Annotated in this window: 16 protein-coding genes and 1 tRNA gene; 9 read left to right on the forward strand and 8 right to left on the reverse strand. The window is 57.5% G+C overall.

Annotated features, from left to right (window positions below):
* Positions 1-3 precede the first annotated feature (3 nt).
* A complete protein-coding gene (locus B0H98_RS14505; RefSeq protein ID WP_106375778.1) occupies positions 4-618 on the reverse strand; it encodes a TetR/AcrR family transcriptional regulator in 615 nt (204 codons plus the stop codon).
* A 189-nt stretch (positions 619-807) separates the two neighbouring features.
* Between B0H98_RS14505 and B0H98_RS14510 the strand changes: the two genes are divergently transcribed.
* Together B0H98_RS14510 and B0H98_RS14515 are read left to right on the forward strand one after the other, a co-directional pair.
* Positions 808-1,494 carry an SOS response-associated peptidase gene (locus B0H98_RS14510; RefSeq protein ID WP_106375779.1) on the forward strand — a complete coding sequence of 229 codons (687 nt, stop codon included), beginning with the start codon at positions 808-810 and terminating at the stop codon, positions 1,492-1,494.
* 53 nt (positions 1,495-1,547) lie between these two features.
* A complete protein-coding gene (locus B0H98_RS14515) occupies positions 1,548-4,346 on the forward strand; it encodes an insulinase family protein (RefSeq protein WP_422822159.1) in 2,799 nt (932 codons plus the stop codon).
* Between the two features lie 12 nt (positions 4,347-4,358).
* Here the strand turns inward: B0H98_RS14515 and sbcB are convergent, their stop codons facing one another.
* The 4 genes from sbcB to minC form a co-directional block, all read right to left on the reverse strand.
* Positions 4,359-5,852 (reverse strand): exodeoxyribonuclease I, encoded by a 1,494-nt coding sequence (gene sbcB, locus B0H98_RS14520; RefSeq protein WP_106375781.1) that lies wholly within the window; start codon positions 5,850-5,852, stop codon positions 4,359-4,361.
* A gap of 79 nt (positions 5,853-5,931) precedes the next feature.
* Positions 5,932-6,183, reverse strand: coding sequence for a cell division topological specificity factor MinE (gene minE, locus B0H98_RS14525; protein ID WP_018918334.1), 252 nt, complete (start codon positions 6,181-6,183; stop codon positions 5,932-5,934).
* Positions 6,180-6,998 (reverse strand): septum site-determining protein MinD, encoded by an 819-nt coding sequence (gene minD, locus B0H98_RS14530; RefSeq protein ID WP_106375782.1) that lies wholly within the window; start codon positions 6,996-6,998, stop codon positions 6,180-6,182. The genes minE and minD overlap by 4 nt, the downstream gene beginning before the upstream one ends.
* 147 nt (positions 6,999-7,145) lie before the next feature.
* Positions 7,146-7,904, reverse strand: coding sequence for a septum site-determining protein MinC (minC, locus tag B0H98_RS14535; RefSeq protein WP_106375783.1), 759 nt, complete (start codon positions 7,902-7,904; stop codon positions 7,146-7,148).
* A 184-nt stretch (positions 7,905-8,088) separates the two neighbouring features.
* On the opposite strand from minC, the gene B0H98_RS14540 reads away from it, so the two are divergent.
* Positions 8,089-10,905 carry a DUF349 domain-containing protein gene (locus B0H98_RS14540; protein WP_106375784.1) on the forward strand — a complete coding sequence of 939 codons (2,817 nt, stop codon included), beginning with the start codon at positions 8,089-8,091 and terminating at the stop codon, positions 10,903-10,905.
* A gap of 76 nt (positions 10,906-10,981) precedes the next feature.
* On the opposite strand, the gene phbB is transcribed toward B0H98_RS14540, so the two are convergent.
* The gene (gene phbB / locus B0H98_RS14545) at positions 10,982-11,728 is read right to left on the reverse strand and encodes an acetoacetyl-CoA reductase (RefSeq protein WP_106375785.1); all 747 of its coding nucleotides are present in this window, start codon (positions 11,726-11,728) and stop codon (positions 10,982-10,984) included.
* Between the two features lie 277 nt (positions 11,729-12,005).
* Between phbB and B0H98_RS14550 the strand changes: the two genes are divergently transcribed.
* The 6 genes from B0H98_RS14550 (at position 12,006) to B0H98_RS14575 (ending at position 17,563) form a co-directional block, all read left to right on the forward strand.
* Positions 12,006-12,082 (forward strand) — tRNA-Met (locus B0H98_RS14550).
* 364 nt (positions 12,083-12,446) lie between these two features.
* On the forward strand, positions 12,447-13,379 hold the full coding sequence (locus B0H98_RS14555) for a CysB family HTH-type transcriptional regulator (protein ID WP_106375786.1): 933 nt from the start codon (positions 12,447-12,449) through the stop codon (positions 13,377-13,379).
* 218 nt (positions 13,380-13,597) lie between these two features.
* Entirely contained in the window at positions 13,598-14,659 is a 1,062-nt protein-coding gene (locus tag B0H98_RS14560) for a sulfate ABC transporter substrate-binding protein (RefSeq protein ID WP_106375787.1), read from the forward strand.
* 59 nt (positions 14,660-14,718) lie between these two features.
* Complete coding sequence (gene cysT, locus B0H98_RS14565; protein WP_106375788.1) at positions 14,719-15,549, forward strand: sulfate ABC transporter permease subunit CysT; 831 nt, start codon at positions 14,719-14,721, stop codon at positions 15,547-15,549.
* A 12-nt stretch (positions 15,550-15,561) separates the two neighbouring features.
* Positions 15,562-16,449 carry a sulfate ABC transporter permease subunit CysW gene (gene cysW, locus B0H98_RS14570; RefSeq protein ID WP_208623623.1) on the forward strand — a complete coding sequence of 296 codons (888 nt, stop codon included), beginning with the start codon at positions 15,562-15,564 and terminating at the stop codon, positions 16,447-16,449.
* A 34-nt stretch (positions 16,450-16,483) separates the two neighbouring features.
* The gene (locus B0H98_RS14575) at positions 16,484-17,563 is read left to right on the forward strand and encodes a sulfate/molybdate ABC transporter ATP-binding protein (protein ID WP_106375789.1); all 1,080 of its coding nucleotides are present in this window, start codon (positions 16,484-16,486) and stop codon (positions 17,561-17,563) included.
* Between the two features lie 184 nt (positions 17,564-17,747).
* Here B0H98_RS14575 and B0H98_RS14580 read toward each other — a convergent pair whose 3' ends face one another.
* Positions 17,748-18,566: a hypothetical protein gene (locus tag B0H98_RS14580; RefSeq protein ID WP_106375790.1), complete on the reverse strand. Its 819-nt coding sequence runs from the start codon at positions 18,564-18,566 to the stop codon at positions 17,748-17,750.
* A gap of 187 nt (positions 18,567-18,753) precedes the next feature.
* Positions 18,754-19,773, reverse strand: a complete 1,020-nt coding sequence (locus B0H98_RS14585) for an ABC transporter substrate-binding protein (RefSeq protein ID WP_106375791.1) — start codon at positions 19,771-19,773, stop codon at positions 18,754-18,756.
* Positions 19,774-19,787 lie beyond the last annotated feature (14 nt).

The following is a 19,787-nucleotide window of genomic DNA, read 5'->3' on the forward strand; positions in this document are numbered from 1 at the left end:
ATCTCACGTTGCCGGCTCCCGGTGTCTGAGCCCTGCCAGCACCGTGCTGACCAGTTGATCCAGCAGCTCGTCCACTTTTAGCTGCTGGCCCTGCCAGTAGCCCAGGCGCTCGTTCAGCCCCAGCTGCACAAGCCCGTGCACGCTGCCCCACAGCGTGCGCCCAAGCCGACGCGCTTCCAGGTCATCCAGGCTGGGCTGATACTCTTTCAGGGAGGTTTCCACCTGAGTGAACAGCGCCTCTATCAGATCGCTCTGGCGCTGATCGAGTTCGCCTTCCTGGGCCAGGGGGTAGTCAAACAGCAGCTGCCAGCGGTAACAATCCTGTTCGGCAAAGTGCCAATACGCGTGTGCCAGCGATCGCAGCCAGGGTTCGGGGGCATCCTCGGCAAGCGACGTGATGGTATGCTGCAGACCGGCCAACGTTTCCACATTGACGTGCTGCAACAGATTGTTAAAGCTGCCGTACAGTTTCAGCAGCGTGCTGGGCGCACAGCCAACCTCTCTAGCCAGGGCACGCAGTGATAAACCATGAACTGGCTGCTTGGCCAGCCAGTCATCACAAGCGTGCATGACCTGCGCATGGAGGGCATCGGGCGCATGCTGTCTAGGACGAGCCATGGCGATCTCTTCAGGTCAACGGCAAACGGATAAGAATGCCTCACCGCGCTTTAGCGTGAGCAAGGGGTAATATAGGATACCTTACATCGAACACTGTTTTCGATACTAAAGCGTTACATTTCGTGCATTATTGTGCGCCATTTACCCGCTCACTGCATGATTATGCCGATTCTGCTCAAGGAGGCAGGCATGACAGGACGCCTACACGTGCAAAACCTACCGCTTGCGCGTCTTGTGCCCTCGCTCAAGATCGTCTCGCCGCTGGTACAGTCTCCCAATCTATCGCCCCGGCAGCCGGTATCGGCCATTCGTCTGGTGCAGGGTGAGTATCAACTGCAGCCGCTTTTCTGGGGACTGACGCCGCCCTGGCTCAAGGTGCTGGATCATGCCCCCCACTGCGCCAGAGCTGAAACGCTGAGCTCAAAGGCCATGTTCCACGAAGCCTTTCAGGCCAGGCGCTGTGTCATTCCGGTAAACGGCTTTTATATCTGGAAAGTGTCACCGCGCAGCAAACAGCCTTACATGGTGACTCAGGTGAGTCGTGCGCCGCTGCTGCTGGGGGCGCTGTGGTGTCGCTACCACACGACGCTGACCGCCTTTACCGATTCAACGGCGTTGATCAGCGTACCGGCCAACGCCTGCCTTGCCCCGCTGAGCGACCGTTTGCCGGTCGTGATTCCCGAACATGCGCTGACGACCTGGCTTGACCCGGAAAGCCCCATCGATGCGGTGAACGCACTGTTAATGCCCGCGCCTCTGGAACTGTTGGGCGCTTTTCCGGTATCTAAGCATGTCAATAATCCTGCCTATCAATCCGCCGCTTGCGCCCACCCGATCGGGCCCATGTTGCAGTGGTCCATCTCACAGGAGCCATGATGTTACGACCCACGAGTATCGTCTCTGAACACGCCTTCTATCCGCACCTGGTCATGGTCGCGACCCTCAGCGCCGTGTGGTTCTCCTCAAGCGCTCTGGCGGCCAGCGAAGACCCGGTGGAAGAGGTGGTGACGCCGATCGCAAGCCCCTTTGATAGCCGCGACTACCGCGTGCTGACCCTTGAAAACGGACTGCAGGCGCTGCTGGTCAGCGACCCGGAAGCCGACAAGGCCGCCGCCTCGATGAATGTTCGGGTAGGCAGCGCCCAGGACCCGGACGATCTTCTAGGGCTAGCCCACTTTCTCGAACACATGCTGTTTCTGGGCACCGAGCCCTACCCGGAGTCGGACGCCTACCAGCGTTATATCTCCGACCATGCGGGCTCGCACAACGCCTTCACCGCCCAGCAGGACACCAACTACTTCTTCGATATCGAACCCTCCGCCCTGCCCGGTGCGCTCGACCGGTTCAGCGAGTTCTTTCTCTCGCCGCTGTTCAATGCCGACCACCTGGAGAGCGAGCGCAATATCGTGCACTCCGAGTACATGGCCCGCATCCGCGACGAGTCGCGGCGCGAAAACGATGTGCTCGATCAGTTGCTCAACCCGGATAACGCCACAACGGGCTTTGCCGTTGGCAGCCGCGAGACGCTGGCCAATCCGCCGGAAGGCGAAGCCACGCTGCGCGAACGAGTCATCGACTTCTATCATCATCACTACGATGCCAACGTGATGAACCTGGCCGTCGTTGCGCCCCAGCCGCTGGATACGCTGGAAGCGTGGGTGATTGAGCGCTTTGCCGATATTCCTGATAACGGCCTGGACGTGCCTGCCATCGATGCCCCTTTGGTCGATACCACCACGCTGCCGCGTTACGTGGAGCGCCAGTCGCTGCAGGACCGCCGGCAACTGCGCTTCTACTTCCCGATTCCCGACCCCACCGACGAGTATCGCAGCAAGCCTACCCAGTTGATCTCTCACCTGCTGGGTGATGAAGGTGACGGCAGCCTGCTGGCGGTACTGCGCGACGCGGGCCTTGCCGACGGGCTTTCTGCAGGCGTTGGCCGCGGTGACGGCAATGACGCGCTGTTTACAGTGTCCATCAGCCTGACCCCGGCCGGCGCCGAGCGTCTGGATGATATTCAGGCCACGCTATTTGACGCCATCGAGCAGATCCGCACTCAGGGCCTGGACGACTGGCGCTACGCCGAGCAGCGCGATCTCAGCGAACAGGCCTTCCGCTTCCAGCAGCACGGCGCGCCCCAGCAGGAAGCGACCCGCCTCTCCATGAGTCTTTCGCGCTACCCGGTGGAGGACGTGCAATACGCGCCTTACCGCATGGATGCACCGGACCGGGAGCGGGAGCTTACCTACCTGGATGCCCTGACGCCGGACAACATGCTGCGCTTCTACTCCGCGCCGGATATCGAAAGCGAGACGCTTTCACCGTGGTTCAACACCCAGTGGCGCGAGCAGCCACCGGCACAGGCAGGTAAAGCACTTACCGGACTCGCCCTGCCCGAACCCAACCCGTTTATTGCCAGCGACCTTGCCCTGGTAACGGGCCAGGACGAGCGCCCCAGCCAACTGATCGACACGCCCTCGTTCAACGCCTGGCACATGCAGGATTCACGCTTCAACACGCCCAGCGTCGAGTGGCGCCTTAGCCTGCAGTACCCGGATGCCAGCTACTCGCCGGAAGAGGTAGTGCTGACCCAGCTGCTGGCGGGCTGGCTCAACGACAGCCTGAACGAATCGCTCTACCCCGCCTGGCTTGCCGGGCAGTCGTTCAGCGCCTATCCCCACGCCCGCGGCATGACGCTGTCGTTTTCCGGCTGGCGTGATGGCCAGACGCCGTTGATCGAACAGGCCCTCCAGCAGCTTGAAACCGCAGACATCAGCGAAAGTGCCTTTGAACGCGTGCGCTATCAGCTGCAGCGCGAATGGCGCAATGCGCCACAGTCCGGGCTTGCGAGCCAGGCCAGCCGCACGCTGGGTGAAGCACTGCTGACACCGCAATGGTCCACCACCGAGCTTCTGGCCGCCAGTCAGCGCATGGAGCGCCACCATCTTGAGGATTTCCGCAAGCGTTTCCTGGGCGGGCTCTATGCTGACGCCATGGCGGTAGGCAATCTGGATGCCGAGCTTGCTCGGGAGCAGGCCGATATCATGCGTAACCAGCTGCGCCCGCGCCTGACACGCACAGACATTCCCCAACTGACGCCGCTTGCGGTCAGCGATACGCCCCGCGTACTCAACCCGCAAAGCACTCGCGAGGAGTCGCTGGTGCTGCGCTATCTGCAGGGCCGCGATCAGAGCGCCAAGGAGCAGGCGGTCGTCAGCGTCATCGCCCAGTGGCTGGAGACGCCCTTCTACCAGCGCCTGCGCACCGAAGAGCAGCTTGGCTATATCGTCAACGCGGGCTACTCGCCCCTGCTGCAAGCGCCGGGCATAGCCCTGCTGGTTCAGTCACCGGATGTGAAGAGTGACGAGGTGGCCGCCCACATGGATGCGTTTCTGGAAGAGGCCGGCCAAGCGCTTGAGCAGCTGGATGACGAAGCCCTCGCGCCCTATCGCCAGGCCGTGCATGACCGTCTGCGCCAGCGCGACACCAGCCTTGCCGGCATGGCCAACCGCTACTGGCAGGCCACCGCCCTTGACGAGATACGCTTTGACCGCCAGGAAGCGCTTGCCGAGCTGGCACTTGACGTGAGCGCGGAAGATATTCAAGCCGTATGGCCTGCGCTGTTGGGCCACCAGCTCGACGTGCGCTACAACCCCGGCGACACGCCAAGCCCTGTGGCGCCTTACCGCGAGGGTCTTGCTCCGCTGGCTAAAACGGCCGACCGGTAACTTCCCACCCGCTCAGGCGTCAAAGGCCTGAGCGGGCATCATGGCCTCCACGTACATCACCAGCTCTTCCAGAATCTGGCGCTCGCGATCATCAAGCGACTGCTGGTTGTAGCGCTCGATTTCACGGGCAAACGCCTTGAGCGTAAAGCCCGAGAGCGCCGGGTCGTTGATCCGCATCCAGCGAAACGCCTCCCACTGCTCGCGCTCGTCGCCCTCCAGCGTCTCCGGGTAGCTGCGCGCCCGAAAGCGAAACAGCATCTCTTCAAGACGCGCATCCTGAAAGGCAAACCGCTGACCCACCAGATCCCAGGGGTCCATTTCGCGCACGCGGTCCATCTGCTGGCGGTCCGCCGCCGAGAAGAAACTGCCGCCGTACAGCATCAGGTCGGGGTCCTGGGGCGCATCTTCAAAACCTGACTTGAAGACTTCGGCCACCTTGGCCGCCACGCCGCGCGCTTCGCGCAGGGTTTTCCAGTGCTGGCGGCAGGTCACGATATCCAGCCCCAGGCGCTCGACGATCGCGCCGTAGCTGCCCTTTTGCGGGCCATCGATATCCTTGAGCACGCTGGCCGGAAAGACGACCGGGCAACGGTTGATATGAATCACCTTCAGCGGAATGCGCACTTCGCCTTCAGCGAGGTCCTGCTGGCTGACGAAGACGCGCTCGCGGATCTGCTCCGCCGACAGTGCCATCAAATCCGCAGGGTCCACGCTCAGGTCGTAGACGATTAACCCGTTGGGGTTGGTGGGGTGCTCGGCCAGCGGCATGACCAAGGCACTACAGCCGCGGCTTGCCGGATAGCGGCGCGAGATATGCAACAGCGGTTTGGCATTGGGAAGGTCCAACTGCTGGGCAACGGCGCGTTTGCCGCGCAGGCCCAGCAGGTAATCGAACAGCTTGGGATTGCGGGCCTTCAAAAGGCGTGCCAGGCCGATGGTGGCGCGCACGTCGGCCACCGCGTCGTGGGCGCCCTCGTGGGCAATACCGTTGGCTCTGGTAAGGTCCTCGAGCTTGAAGCTCGGGGCACCATCTTCCTTGAGCGGCCACTCGATACCTTCAGGGCGCAGGGCATAGAACGCGCGTACCACGTCAATCAGATCCCAGCGGGAGTTGCCGTTTTGCCACTCGCGGGCGTAGGGGTCCAGCAGATTGCGGTAGAACAGGTGGCGCGAGACTTCATCGTCAAAGCGCAGACTGTTGTAGCCAGCCACGCAGGTGCCGGGCTCGCTCATGTGACGCTGCACTTCACTGGCAAACTGCGCTTCAGGCAGGCCGTGGCGCTGGGCTTTTTGCGGGGTAATACCGGTAATCAGGCAGGCGGCGGGGTGCGGCAGGTAGTCGTCTGCCGGTTTGCAGTAGAGCTCGATTGGCTCGCCGATCTCGTTTAAATCTGCATCGGTTCGCAGGGCAGCAAACTGAGCGGGCCGATCCCTTCGTGGGTCGGCCCCGAACGTTTCATAATCATGCCACAAGAAACTGGCAGGGGCGGCATTGGATGGCGCCATGAACAAGCACTCCGCAAGGCAAAAACATCAAGCCTAGCACACCCGCTGCGTATCTCGCCGCCCCGTTTCAGCGTTGCCGCTAGCTCTTGGGCAGCGTTACGTTCAGCTCCAGTACCGAGCAGTTGTCTTCGCTGTCCAGAGAGATCTGAATGGCGTTGTCGTCCACATGCACATAACGACGAATGACTTCGAGCAGTTCGCGCTCAAGCAGCGGCATGTAGTCAGGCTGGCCGCGCTGACTGCGCTGATGCGCCACGATGATTTGTAACCGTTCTTTGGCCACCGAGGCGGATTTCTTGCGCTCACGCTTCAAGAACTCCAGGAGTTTCATCGACGGCTACCTCCAAACATGCGGCTTAGCAGGCTCTTGCGCTGCACTTCGTGAAAGCGTAGCGGAAGCTCTTCACCCAGCAGGCGCGAAACCGTGTCGCTATAGGCCTGGCCCGCATCGCTTGCGGCATCGTGAGTCACCGGTACACCCTGGTTCGAGGCACGCAGCACGGCTTCGGACTCAGGAATCAGGCCCAGCAGGTGAACCGACAGAATTTCACGAATGTCTTCAAGGGTCAGCATGTCGCCCGTGGTTACCCGCTCCGGGTTGTAACGGGTAATCAGCAGGTGCTCCTTGATCGGGTCGCCGCCGCGCTCGGCGCGCTGGGTCTTGGACGCCAGCAGGCCCAGGATACGGTCGGAGTCGCGTACCGAGGAGACTTCCGGATTGGTCACCACGATCGCCTCGTCGGCAAAGTACATGGCAAGCTGCGCGCCACGTTCGATACCGGCGGGTGAGTCGCAGATAATGAAATCAAAGTCTTCCTTGAGCTTTTCCAGAATCTCCGCAACCCCTTCCTGGGTCAGCGCATCTTTATCGCGGGTTTGCGACGCCGGCAAGATGTACAGATTTTCAACGCGCTTGTCGCGAATCAGCGCCTGATTCAGACCTGCTTCGCCCTGAATGACGTTGACCAGGTCGTACACGACCCGGCGTTCGCATCCCATGATCAGGTCAAGGTTTCGCAGACCCACGTCAAAATCGATCACCACGGTTTTTTTACCGCGCAGTGCAAGCCCGGTCGAGATCGCCGCTGCACTGGTGGTTTTGCCGACCCCCCCTTTACCTGAGGTCACAACAATAATTTTAGCCAAGATTCACTTCCTTCTTGAAATCGTTCATCGCGAGCGCAGGACGCTGAACGAATAACGGGAACGTCAATGTTATAAATATGCCCTACTGTAACGGATAGACAGCGCAGCGTCGCTAAGCATTAAGCATGGAAGCGCCGCATCGCCCGATCACCCCAGCGGTTTGATCTCAAGCTGCTCTTCGGTAAAGTGAACTTCCACGGCGCAGCCCAGAAGCTGAGAGTCGATATCTTCCAGACGCTTATAGTTACCCGCGACTGACAGAAGCTCCGCTTCAAGCTCGCGACAGTAGATTCCAGCGTGGGTGTTGCCATGAATACCCGCCAGCGCCCGCCCCCGCAGTGCGCCGTATACATGGATACTCCCCGCCGCCAGCACCTCGGCACCCGCATTGACCGCCCCGATCACCACCAGGTCGCCGTCGGCCGCGCTTACCTGCTGCCCGGAACGAACGGTACCGCGAAAAAGGCGTGTTACCGCCGTGTGGCTCTCTATCTCACTGCTGGTTGTCTCGGCCTGAGCGGTTTCCTCGGCCGTGGATATCGGCGTGCGGCTGACGCTCTCCAGCGCTCTGGCCCGCCCCTCTTCAACGGGTGCAAACCAGCCAAGCCCCAGCGCCCAGGCAGATTGGCGCACAGGCTCGGCGCCACCGCGCACGGCGACCGGCAGCAGCTTGTGATCCCGGCAGACGGCACAGATTCTTTCCAGCGCCAGGTGCGGCTCATCAAGCTTTTCCACGCTAAGCACAACCGGTGTATGCTGAAAGAACGCGGGAGACTGAGACAGTTTACCGGCCAGCTGCCGCCGGATATGCTCGGGGTCGGCGCTTGTCAACTCCATGACGGTCATCGGCAGCATGCCGCCTTTGAAGGTAAACGCCACGTCGGCACTATCGGCGTTGAGGCTCATAGCCGAAACTCCATGTCATGTTCAGGTAAGATAAAGGTAGCCCAATTTGGCGCCTTTTAGGGTGAAGAATCAATGTCTATCACACCCCGCTAAGGCAAAGCTAAGCGACAGCGCCGGTGACTGCAACCGCCGGTTCAACAAGCGCTGATTTTTTCATGCTATGCACCTCTACGCAGGATGATTCATGCACGGACTGTTAAGACGCCTGTTCGCCCCTCGGTGGCAGCACCCGGACCCACAAGTGCGCCGACAGGCCCTCACTCGGCTTGACCCCACTCAGCCCGAACAGCGCGAAGCGCTGCAAACCCTTGCGCATGATCGCGATGAAGACATTCGCCTGGCCGCCCTTCTGGCGCTGGATGATGTAAAGGCGCTGGTCGAGGCGTATGCCGAGCACCGCGAGCAGGAAACGTGGTTCAACGCCGTATGCCAGCGCCTCAGCGGCACACAGGGCAGTACCGATCTGCATCAGCGCCAGGCGCTGGTGGAGCGCCTGGACGAGCCGCGCCTGCTTAACGCCATAGCCCTTCAGGGTGACAACCTAGACTTGCGCCTGGCCGCCCTGGCCCGGCTGAGTGATGAACATGACCTGATGCATCAGGCGTGTCATAACGGCGTGGCCGCGGTTCGCCACCGCGCTGCCGAGCGTATCGACAGCGAAGAGCACTTGAAGCTGCTTTTAAAGCAGGCACGCCGGGATCGCCAGGTGACGCGCATCGCCCGTGAAAAGCTTGGCCGCATGCGCAGCGATGCCGAATGGCTTACCCAGCAGCAGGCTCAGCGCGAGCAGACACTTCAGCAGCTGGAGCAGCACGCCCGGGCGCCCTGGGAGCCGCTGTATGGCGGCCGTTTTCGCCATCTGGAGCGCGAGTGGCAGCACCTTTCGCATCCACCTAGCGCCGAGCAGGAGCAGCGCTTTCATCAGGCAGTACTGAGCTGTCGTAAAACGCTGCACGATCACGAAACCCAGGAGCAGGCTCGCCAGCAGAGCCTTGCCCGCCGGGAAGAGGCCGAAACCACGCGCAACCAGCTGCTCGAAGGGCTTGAAGAAACCCTTGATGGCCTGCGCCATGCGGGTGAACTGACGAACCAGGATATCGACAGCCTGCGTGCCCAGCGTCAGTTGCTTGGCCAGCGCTGGCAGGCGCTTTCCGATATGCACCCACCCAGCGAAGCTGCCCGCCAGCGCTACACCCAGGCGATTGCCCAGTACGAGCTATGCCTTGAAGCCTGGCAGCGCTGGCAGGATATCAGCGTCGTACTCGAGCAAGCCCTGGCAGATCACGACCACAGCGCCATGACTCGCCTGCTGAAAGCGTGCGCGTGGCCGGAAACGCTGCCACCGCCGGCGTTGGTGCAGCGCGCTCAGGCAACTCTGGCCACCGAGGCATCCACGGCTCACGATGCGGACAGCACCTCGGTATCGCTGGCCACCCTTGAAGCCGAGCTCGACAGCTTCGAGCAACTGCTGGAGCGCGGTGCCTTTAAAAGCGCCAGCCACCTCCATCAACGCTTGAAGCCGCAGATTGACGCGCTGACAACACTGCAGTCCAAGCCGCTCAGGGCACGCCTGAAACAGCTCGGCGCACGCCTGGCCGAACTGCGTGACTGGCGCGGCTTTGTGGCCGGGCCCAAGCGCGAGCAGCTGTGTACGAGCATCGAGGCGCTGGCCAAGGACCAGCATATGGCCGAGGCGGCACTTGATCGCCACCATCGCCAACTGGTCAAGGAGTGGAAATCCCTGGGCGATGCGGCAGCCAATCGCGAGCAGTCGGCGCGTTTTCGCGCGGCCTCCGACCAGATTCACGCGCGCCTGGCCCCCTGGCGCGCCCAGCTCGGCGAAGAGCGCGATGCCAATCTACAGGCCCGCGTACAGCTCTGTGAACAGCTTGAAACTCTGCTCGCCCAGCCGGCAGACGATGCCGACCCGGATGTGCTGCGCGAGATCCGCGACAAGGCGCGCCATCAGTGGCGCCACTATTCGCCGGTTCCCCGCGAGCAATCAGAAGCGGTCGGCCAGCGTTTTGGCAGGATTCGCCATCAGCTTCAGGCGCTGATCGACCAGCGCGCCGAACAGATTGCCTCGCAAAAGCAGACCATGATCGAAGAGGTGCGGGCGCTGCGCGGGGATGAACAGCAGCCGCTTGCTGCGCGCATTGCGCATACTAAGCAGCTCCAGCAGCGCTGGCGCACGCTGGGCCGTGCTCCTAAAGGCGCCGAACAGGCGCTCTGGAAAGCATTCCGCCGGGAGTGCGACCATCTGTTTGCCCAGCGTGATGCGCATAAAAACGAGCAGGCAGCGCGCCAACAGCAGCAGCTTGACGCCCTGCAGACGCTGATCGATGAGATGGACAGCTGGCAGCCGACAACGGCGGCAGATGCCGACACGCTGGACCGCTTCATGGCGCAGATCGCAAAGCTCGAACCGCTGCCCCGCAACCGGCGCAGCGAAGGCATGCAGCGCCGCATCGAGGGTATCGCTCGCGCCCGACGCGAACGTTTGAGCCGTCTGAAAATCGCCGACACGGTTCAGCAGTGGCATCGTGCCCTGCCGCTGATCAATGCTCATTTGGCTGCCGACCAGCGCTGCCTGGCTGGAGAGGCGGTTGAGACCGTCAACATCCATGAGGTCATCGATACACCGCTGCCCGCGCCTTTCATCGAGGCGCACCACGCGCGCAATCGCCAGCGGCAAAGCGTTTCGCTTCCGCTGACCGATAACGATCAGGCAGCACTTGAAACGTCGCTTTCCAGACTGCGGGTGCATCTTTCGCTGCTCACCAGCGGCAGCGTCCGGCAAAGTGACGAGCCTTTACGCCTGGCGATCCAGGTCGAGCGGCTCAATGAGGGAATTCGTCAGGAAAAAAGCCGTAGCGAGGAGATTATCGACGTACTGGCCGCCCTGCTCGCGCTTGGGCCACTCACCGCCGCGCAGTGGGAGCAGGAAGTGAAGGCGTTCGATAACCTGCTGGAGGATCTGGCCAACACTACGCTTGACTGAAACCGGCCCTGGCAAACATACAACGGGAGGCGATCAGCCTCCCGTTTGCATTGTCGGCAGTGATTAAACTACCGGCCTAGCCCATGAACTGGCCACCGTTGATATCGATGTTCGCCCCCGTGATGAAACCAGACTCCTTGTCGGCAAGAAACGTGACCAGCCGGCCAATCTCTTCCGGCGTGCCGTAGCGTTTTACCGGAATCGTTTCACGAATGGCCTCGCGCACCGGCTCTGGAATCTTCATGATCATATCGGTGGCGATATAGCCTGGCGACACGGTATTGACCGTGATGCCCTTGGTGGCGGTTTCTTGCGCCAGCGACATGGTCAAGCCGTGCATGCCTGCCTTGGCAGCCGCGTAATTGACCTGACCGAACTGCCCCTTGCGACCATTGATGGAAGAGATATTGATGATGCGACCGTAGCCGTTTTCAAGCATCATCTCGATCACGCTGCGGCAGGTATTGAAGACGCTGTTCAGGTTGGTGTCGATGACCTGATACCACTGTTCGTAGGCCATCTTCTTCATGGTGCCGTCGCGAGTTATACCGGCACAGTTTACCAATACGCTGACCGGCCCGTGCGTCTCGTGAATCTCGCGCGCGGCTTTCAGACATGCGTCATGGTCGGAAAGATCGACCCCCAAGGTAGTGATGTTTTGATAACCGTCAGCCTGCTGGGTTTCAAGCCAGGTCCTGGCCTTATCGGGGTTGTTGTACCCCGCCACCACCCAGTAACCCGCATCCGCCAACGAACGGCAAATTGCCGTGCCTATTCCACCAGTTCCACCAGTTACCCAGGCGACGGGCGCTTGATTGGCCATTGACTACCTCCCTGATATGACAAATGGCTTGGACTGTGAGCACTGTTATGGCGCCGCAAGCCATTTCGAATAAGCGCTACGCGCTTTTATCATTCACAGCATGCCACCGCTTTTGTTGTCAGGTGGCCTACCGACAGTAAGCTTTTTATTGGGGCTATTGGAAGCATAGCTTTACTCTTGGCATATTGCAGTACGATGAATTTCACGCTTTGAAAAAGTAGTTTTCGACTAAAGGTTGACGTGGCGTCAAAAATCCGTAGAATACGCCTCACGTTGATGCGGGGTGGAGCAGTCTGGTAGCTCGTCGGGCTCATAACCCGAAGGTCATCGGTTCAAATCCGGTCCCCGCTACCAATATTTATCAGAAAAGCCGTTACCGAAAGGTAGCGGCTTTTTTGTGTCCTTTAATGCCTATTTCGTATGACAAACATATCGTAGCTTTTCTTTCCCCATTCTCCATATTTCTAAGATGCATAGCCGTATAGCGACCTTTGCAAGGCGTTTCACATGATTGCCTTCACCTGTACATTATATATATGAACAAGTGCGCGATACCCCATGAGTGTGTCAACTGACTGGGCAAGGGACGATTCTTCAGCGCATCGATTTCTTTAAAAGTGATATAGATATCAGAAAATATAATTATTATATAAGAGGAGTGTTTAATATTCTTTTTTGAAATATATAGTGCGTTCTATTGATTGAGTACCCCCTCGCCATGAATATTCAGCAGTTACGCATCGTACGCGAGACAGTGCGGCAGCATTTCAATCTGACCGAGGCATCTAATGCCTTGTTTACTTCACAGTCCGGGGCAAGCAAGCATATTCGCGATCTGGAAGAAGAGCTTGGCGTCGAGCTTTTCGAGCGGCGTGGTAAGCGAATCATGGGATTGACTATTGCGGGTAATACACTGATCGACTGCATCGAGCGCATTCTGCTCGATGTGGAAAACCTCAAGCGCTCCGCGCATCAGCTTACCCATGTGGATCAGGGCAGCCTTGCGATTGCGACCACGCATACGCAGGCGCGCTATGCTCTACCCCCCATTATTGCTCGTTTCAAGCAAGCCTTTCCCAAAGTGCATCTAGAGCTTCATCAGTGCAGCCCCGAAGAGATCGTTTCGATGCTTAAGGCAGGTAAGGTGGATATTGGCATCGCCACCGAGGCACTGCATGAAGAAGGGCAACTGTTTGCCTGCTTTCCTTTTTATCACTGGTATCACGGGGTTGTGGTACAGGAAGATCACCCCCTCAACGACGGCATTCCCTTGACCCTTGAGCGCATTACACAGCACCCGATTGTGACTTATCATGAAGGGTTTACCGGACGCGCCCGTATCGATACGGCTTTTTCGTCCGCTGAGGTGTTCCCGGATATAGTGCTTACTGCACTGGACGCGGACGTCATCAAGACCTACGTCGAACTGGGGCTGGGCGTTGGCCTGATTGCCTCCATGGCGTATCACGAACAGCGCGACCAAGGTTTGAAGCTGCTGGATGCCAGCGGCTTGTTTCCTCGCAATACTACCTACCTCGCGCTGAGGCGAGGTCATTTTCTGCGTGGCTACGCTTACCAGTTTCTGAAACTCTGCCGCGAGAATCTGGACGAAGAGACGGTGCAACGCGTTCTGGCAGGCCGTCAGAGCTGATACCGCGTCTTCATCACTATGAAATCCGATAATTTGTTTTCACAAGATATGTGAGCGTCTCTGCCAGTATCTCCCCTTTCTCATGCCGACCCACCACTTATTAAAATAAATGATAAACAATCCATTTTTTATTGGTTAGTTTGCATAAAAGATCTAGCTAGGCTGCCCCTATCCACTCACCCATGACCACTCATCGTTTAAATCGGAGCAGCCTGACCATGCATCCTCCTCACTCTGCAAGCCCGTGGCAATTTTCCAAGCTCACCGCGGCCATCCTGATCGGCGGCGCGGTACTGGCTGGCGGCTTGAGCACGCCAGTCCAAGCGCAAAGCGCAAACGTTGAACTACTCAATGTATCTTACGATCCTACTCGCGAGTTCTACCGCGAATACAACGACTTGTTCAATACGTTCTGGCAAGCCGAACATGATCAGTCAGTCATTGTTCGTCAATCCCATGGCGGCTCAGGCTCCCAAGGACGCTCAATTGTTGACGGGATCGATGCCGATGTGGCTACACTCGCGCTCGCTTACGATATTGATGCCCTGCACGATCGTGCCGATCTGATCCCCGCAGATTGGCAGGCGCGCCTGCCCAATAACAGCTCCCCCTATACGTCGGCGATCGTTTTGCTGGTGCGCGACGGCAACCCGAAAAACATTCAGGGCTGGGATGACCTGGTCCGCGACGATGTAGAAGTGATCACCCCCAACCCCAAGACGTCCGGCGGAGCGCGCTGGAACTTTCTTGCGCTTTGGGGTTATGGCCTGGAAAAGTTCGATGGTGACGAGGAAAAGACTTACGACTTCGTTCGTCAGGTATACGAGAACGTGCCCGTGCTTGACTCGGGCGCGCGGGGCGCCACCAATACGTTTGTCCAGCGTAGACTTGGAGATGTCTTCATTGCCTGGGAAAACGAAGCCATTCTATCTCTAGAGCAGCTGGGGCGGGGCGAATTCGAACTCGTTGTTCCCTCCTTGAGCATCCTAGCAGAGCCTCCTGTGACGGTAGTGGACGCCAACGTGGACCGCAAGGGTACGCGTGAAGTCGCCGAGACCTATCTGGAGCACCTGTATTCTGATGAAGCCCAGCATCTGGCTGCCAAACACTACTATCGCCCCAGCAACCCCGACATTCTTTCTCAGTACAGCGAAGACTTCCCGGATGTTGAGCTCTTCACCGTTAACGATGTCTTCGGTGGCTGGCGCGAAGCTCAGCAGCGCTTCTTCAACGATGGCGGCGTGTTCGACGACATCCTCGAAGAAATCAATACCCAATAGACTTTTATGACTCGATCGTCAGGGGGCTGACGCCTCTTGGCATGTTAACGGGATCCTATATGTCGATCACCCTTGTCAAACGACGGGTCATACCCGGGTTCGGACTCACCATAGGTTTCACCCTGCTTTATATGGGGCTGGTGTTTTTAATACCGGTAGGCGCCTTTCTGCTTTACACCACCACCATGAGCTGGGAAGCCTTCTGGAGCGCCGTCACCCAGCGTCAGGTGGTGGCCTCTTACAAGCTTTCGTTCGGTGGCTCCTTGATCGCCGCCAGCATCAATCTAGTATTTGGCACGCTGGTTGCTTGGGTACTCGTGCGCTACCGCTTCCCGGGCAAACGCTTTGTCGATGCGCTGGTGGACTTGCCCTTCGCTCTTCCCACCGCAGTAGCCGGGATTGCCCTGGTCACTCTGTACGCCAGCACAGGCTGGGTCGGACAGTATTTGGACATCTTCGGCATTCGCGTGGCCTACACACAGCTTGGCGTCGTACTGGCGCTCACTTACATAGGCCTGCCGTTTGTGGTGCGCACGGTTCAACCCGTGCTGGAGGATCTGGAAACTGAACTAGAAGAAGCCTCGGCAAGCCTGGGAGCCGACCGGTTGACCACAATTCGCCACGTTATCTTTCCCGCCCTGTTTCCCGCCCTGCTGACCGGCTATGCGTTGGCCTTTGCCCGTGCACTGGGTGAATACGGTTCTGTGGTTTTCATCTCTGGCAACTTGCCATTTCGTACTGAAATCACTCCGTTATTGATCGTCGCCAAGGCGGAACAGTACGACTACCACGGGGCTGCTGCGATCGGCACCGTGATGCTGGTGGCGGCATTTTTAATGCTGTTAATCATTAACGGTCTGCAGTGGTGGGCCAGCCGCCGCCATGGATAACAGGAGAACACCGTGATAACGCCATCAACGGTTATTGATACCAATGACACCATTGCCAAACGTTGGCGACGCGCTACAGAAGAACCCGTTTGGATTCGCATCACTTTAATCACCATTGCCTTAACGTTTCTAACGCTCTTTTTAGTGCTTCCCCTGACGGTGGTGCTTTACGGCGCTTTTGAACACGGCATCGGGGTTTGGTATGCAGCAGTAAGTGATCCTGATGCGCTATCTGCCATTCGCTTAACGTTACTTATCGTGGCTATTGTAGTGCCACTTAATACGCTCTTTGGGGTGGCGGCAGCGTGGTCTATCGCCAAATTTGAGTTCCGCGGCAAGTCAATTTTGATCTCACTGATCGATATGCCCTTTGCTATATCACCTGTGGTGGTGGGCTTGATATTCGTGATTTTGTTCGGCTCCCAAGGGTGGCTCGGGCCATGGCTATCTTCCAATGACATGCGAATTATCTTTGCCGTGCCTGGCATCGTCATCGTCATTGCCTTTGGAACGCTACCATTTATTGCCCGAGAGCTGATCCCTCTCATGCAGCAGCAGGGTAAAGAGGAAGAAGAAGCCTCGTTAACGCTCGGAGCCAACGGCTGGAAAACCTTCTGGTATGTCACCCTTCCCAACATTAAGTGGGGACTCATCTACGGCATCATTCTGTGTAACGCCCGGGCCATGGGTGAATTCGGCGCGGTAGCGGTGGTGTCAGGTCGCATTCGCGGCGAAACCAACACCATGCCACTACACATTGAAGTGCTCTACAACGAATACATGTTTACCGCCGCTTTTGCCGTCTCTTCGCTTTTGACAGGCCTTGCACTAGTCACCATTGCGATTAAGAGCGCCGTTGAGTGGAACGATGAACGCCGCCAACGTATAGCCGCCGCCTGATCCCTCAGCGCATCATAGAGATAAGAGACTATTTATGAGCATCGAAATCGATCACGTTAATAAACACTTTCGCGACTTTGTCGCGGTCGACAATGTCAGCCTAACGTTCCGTGATGGCGAACTCACTGCCCTGCTCGGCCCTTCTGGTTCCGGCAAGACAACGCTTTTGCGCATAATAGCCGGACTAGAACAGCCAGATACCGGGCGAATCCGCTTTCACGGCGAAGACACTACCGACCTGCATGTCAGCGAGCGCGGTGTTGGCTTTGTGTTTCAGCACTATGCGTTGTTCAAGCATATGACCGTGTTTCAAAACGTCGCTTACGGGTTAACCGTCCGGCCACGCAAAACCCGTCCTAGCAAAGATGAGATTAAGCAGAAAGTCATGCGTCTGCTGGAACTCGTACAGCTGGACTGGACCGCCCACCGCTACCCCCATCAGCTCTCTGGCGGCCAGCGCCAGCGAATTGCGCTGGCCCGTGCCCTGGCGGTGGAGCCTAAAGTGCTGTTGCTGGATGAGCCTTTCGGCGCACTGGATGCCAAAGTACGCGCAGAACTACGCCGCTGGCTGCGCCAACTACACGACGATATCCACGTGACCAGTGTGTTCGTTACCCATGACCAGGAAGAAGCGCTGGAAGTCTCAGATCGGGTTGTGGTGATGAACAAAGGCCGCGTAGAACAGGATGGTTCACCGGAGGATGTGTATGACCACCCGGCCAACCCATTCGTGTACCAGTTCCTCGGCAATGTGAACCTGTTCCATGCGCGAGTGCATGATGGGGTTGCCCGCATTGGCGATGTACAACTGCCAGCGCCTGAATTTCAAGGCTACAAGAATGAGCACGGTCAGGCGTATGTAAGACCCCATGAGATTGAGGTATTCGCCGGGCGTGAACACTCGGATGCACTGCACGCCAAAATCGAGGTGATATCGGTAGTCGGCCCTACCGTTCGTCTTGAACTGCGCACCGACAACAGCGAAGAGCTTGTTCACGCAGAGCTTACCAAGCACCGCTTCCGCGCCTTAGGCTTAGCACAGGGTGGTGATGCCTGGATTCGCCCCACTTACAGCCGCGTGTTCTTGCCAGATGAACGTGTTTCAAATGACTAAGGGGCTCGTGAGAAAATGGGCGCGCTGGTGCAGCGCTGGACCAGCGATTAGCCTGTTCCATCGCAGATAAGGCCCAGCCGTCCCCATGGCCTGGCCTCGTGATATTGCTAACTGGGTAGATGAGCTTTGAGCAATGCTGACCGTTCATAGAGGTAATCAAGAAGGGCTTTATACCCGCGGTGATTCAAAAAATGTTCTTCTTAATTGATACACCACTTACCAGCGCCGGCTTCAACTGCATCATGATTCCCAGATCTTCCGGCCAATCAAGTCTTGGCCACCATACGTTCAGACCTGCGAGCCGCGTCCCCTTTCTCCACTCCACTAACCTAGGGAAATGTTCGCGACTTTTGCGCGCCAGAAGCAAGGCATCCGGCGGTGGCGTTACCCAACGTATACCGTTCTGCTTCAAGCGCTGCCACTCCTTCGAAGTAGTACCCAACGGCACAGCTTGCGCCAACAACGGATAGCCACGCTGATGAAAGCTATGGGCAGCGTCCTGAGAATGCTCCTCTTCCAGTACCATTGAGCCATCTAACCGCAAGACCACTTGGCTAGGATGCAGGCCCAATTGGGTTAACAAACTTTCAAATACACTGCCATGGGAAACCTCGATGGCCTGGATATGGCGCCAGTGCACATCTACAATCAGCGGTTTGGTGCTAGCCCCATTCAGAGCCAAATGATTCAAGGCATGAAGAACCCGTAGAAAACGGTCTAAAAAAACCACATCTTCCTGGTTCCAGGAGAGAAAATAGAGCCAGTCTGATGGATGCGGTACGTCATGTTGGTCACGAATTTCTACCCCTGCTTCCCAAGCGGCAATATCTAACCGCTCCAATGAGAAGATAGGCTGCTGTGATGGATACAGCGTCAAATTGTAAAGCTGCCCCCATATCCGCCCATCCTCCCAATGGAACGCCGCATGGTGTTGCAAGCTGGCGTTGGGATTAAAGACATAAAGGTGTTCATTAAGATAGTTGGTAACTTGCGTTAATGGCATGACGTTATCCTCCCGATGGGGATTTAAAAAAGCGCGAAAGTGTTAACGAGTCGATGGACAATCGACATTTAGCCATTAATTTCAACTGATTTTTCATTCTTGTCCTCTCTCTATTCATTGTGTTTTTGCTTCAAGTCCTTGCTGTCTGCTTTGAGCGCTTAAAACTTACGAATGACAGGGTTCAATGTTAACTACCTGGATGCTCATGAGCCTCTTCAAAGAAGTAGTCTTGCCATGACTCGGCTTGATGCTCTAGAACGCCCAAGTTATGCAGCTCTTCTGCGTAAATAAAGGTTCTTTCTGGAAACGCAGTAAACGTGATTTCAGGATCATTAATGATGCTGCGTACTAGCTCGGGGTCTAGTCGTGACTGCTGAACATTGATAAATGTCTCAGCAGCAGCATCTTTATCACTATTGATGATTTCTGCGGCCTCTATCAATGCATCATAAAAAGCGCGATAGGTTTTCGGGTTCTCCTCTCGGTAGGCCTCAGTAGTGTAAAGCACATTAAAAGTCGCCGGGCCACCGAGAATATCGTAAGAGCTAATAACCGACCTTACATTAGGATTTTCAAGCGCTTGGTGTAGGAAAGGCGGGCTTGAAAAGTGCGCACTAATCTCTGAGTGCCCTGATATGAGAGCCGCAGTGGCCTCTGCATGGGGTATGCTGACCGAAATTTGATCAAAGTGCTGGAAATCTTCAGCACCGAAACGGCGTGCTGCTTCGATTTGTAACGTTCGTGACTGGAACCCAACACCAGCTGCAGGCACGGCAATCCTGTCCTGATCCGTAAAATCCTCTAAATCCTGCACATCTGGATTATTGGTTAACAAGTGGTTAGGCAGCGAGCCCAAGGCTGCTATTGCCTTCACATTTTGCCGCCCCTGGGTTCGATCCCAAACGGTTAACATCGGCGGCACGCCAGCAGACACAACGTCTAAACTTCCCGACAAAAGCGCTTCGTTCATCGCCGTAGCGCCCGAAATGGTGCGCCATTCAACGTCAATATCAATCCCTTGCTCGCGCCCATGCTTTTCAATTAGCGCCTGCTCTTGAATAACATCCAAGAGCAAATAGCCCATACCAAATTGCTGAGCGATACTGATTTCGCCACGCTCTTCTGCATGGGCGCTAGCGCCTCCCACCAGGGTGATGATGCCCAATGCGCCATAACGTAACGCTTTCTTAGTCCATAACGTTTTCATAGGTTGTCCTTGAG

Source organism: Vreelandella songnenensis (genome assembly GCF_003002925.1).
Lineage (GTDB): Bacteria > Pseudomonadota > Gammaproteobacteria > Pseudomonadales > Halomonadaceae > Vreelandella > Vreelandella songnenensis.